At 61.9% G+C, this 1,502-nt stretch carries 1 rRNA gene; it reads right to left on the bottom strand.

What is annotated here, in order from left to right:
* Positions 1-16: 16 nt before the first annotated feature.
* Positions 17-1,500: ribosomal RNA gene (locus tag EKD05_RS25440) — 16S ribosomal RNA — on the bottom strand.
* Positions 1,501-1,502 lie beyond the last annotated feature (2 nt).

Below are 1,502 nucleotides of genomic sequence, written 5' to 3'. Positions count from 1 at the left end.
TGGGATTGCTCCCTAGAAAGGAGGTGATCCATCCGCACCTTCCGGTACGGATACCTTGTTACGACTTCGTCCCAGTCGCGACCCCTGCCCTCGGCCGCTGCCTCCCCGAAGGGTTAGCCCACGGACTTCAAGCATTGGCCACTCCCATGACGTGACGGGCGGTGTGTACAAGGCCCGGGAACGCATTCACCGCGCCATCGCTGATACGCGGTTACTAGCAACTCCGCCTTCACGAGGGCGAGTTGCAGCCCTCGATCTGAACTGGGGCCGGGTTTGTCGATTTGCTCCGCCTTACGGCGTGGCGACGCACTGTCCCGGCCATTGTAGCGTGTGTGTTGCCCCAGGCGTAAGGGCCATGCTGACTTGACGTCATCCGCGCCTTCCTCCGCCCATCAAGGCGGCTGTCTCGGTAGACACTGGTAACTACCGATGCGGGTTGCGCTCGTTGCGGGACTGAACCCAACATCTCACGACACGAGCTGACGACAGCCATGCAGCACCTGTGCAGCACCCTCGAAGGCGACGACGTTTCCGCCGTCTGCAGCTGCATGTCAAGCCTGGGTAAGGTGTTTCGCGTTGCGTCGAATTAAACCACACGCTCCGCTGCTTGTGCGGGCCCCCGTCAATTCCTTTGAGTTTTAAGCTTGCGCTCGTAGTCCCCAGGCGGCTAGCTTACCGCGTGTGCTTAGGCACCCAAGGCTCGAACGAGCCTCAGACACCGAGCTAGCATCGTTTACTGCGTGGACTACCCGGGTATCTAATCCGGTTTGCTCCCCACGCTTTCGCACCTCAGCGTCAGGTCAGGCCCAGGTGGCCGGCTTCCCCACCGGCGTTCCTCCGGATCTCTACGCATTTCACCACTACACCCGGAATTCCGCCACCCTCTGCCTGCCTCTAGCATGGTCGTATCGGCACGCCTCGCCAGGTTAAGCCTGGCGCTTTCAGCACCGACGCACCACGCCGCCTACGTGCGCTTTACGCCCAGTAAGTCCGGACAACGCTTGCCCCCTCCGTCTTACCGCGGCTGCTGGCACGGAGTTAGCCGGGGCTTCTTCGGACGGTACCGTCATTATCGTCCCGCCCAAAAGCAGTTTACAACCCGAAGGCCGTCGTCCTGCACGCGGCGTTGCTCCCTCAGGCTTGCGCCCATTGGGGAAAATTCCTTGCTGCTGCCTCCCGTAGGAGTCTGGGCCGTGTCTCAGTCCCAGTCTGCCTGGTCGTCCTCTCAGACCAGGAACCCGTCATCGGCTTGGTGCGCTCTTACCACACCAACAACCTGATGGGCCGCAGGCCCCTCCCAGAGCGCCTTTCGGCTTTCTTCCTTGCGGACCGTATGCGGGCTTGTCCCGTCTTTCGACGGGGTATCCCCCACTCCGGGGCAGGTACCCACGTGTTCCTCAGCCGTGCGCCACGCAGCGGTGCAAGCACCCTGCGTCCGACTTGCATGCATTAGGCACGCCGCCAGCGTTCGTCCTGAGCCAGGATCAAACTCTGCGTTGAAT

It is taken from the genome of Candidatus Chloroploca sp. Khr17, assembly GCF_004138165.1.
Classification (GTDB): Bacteria; Chloroflexota; Chloroflexia; order Chloroflexales; family Chloroflexaceae; genus Chloroploca.
The sequence above is the reverse complement of the archived record's forward strand: the minus strand, read 5'-3'. Positions and strand labels throughout refer to the sequence as shown.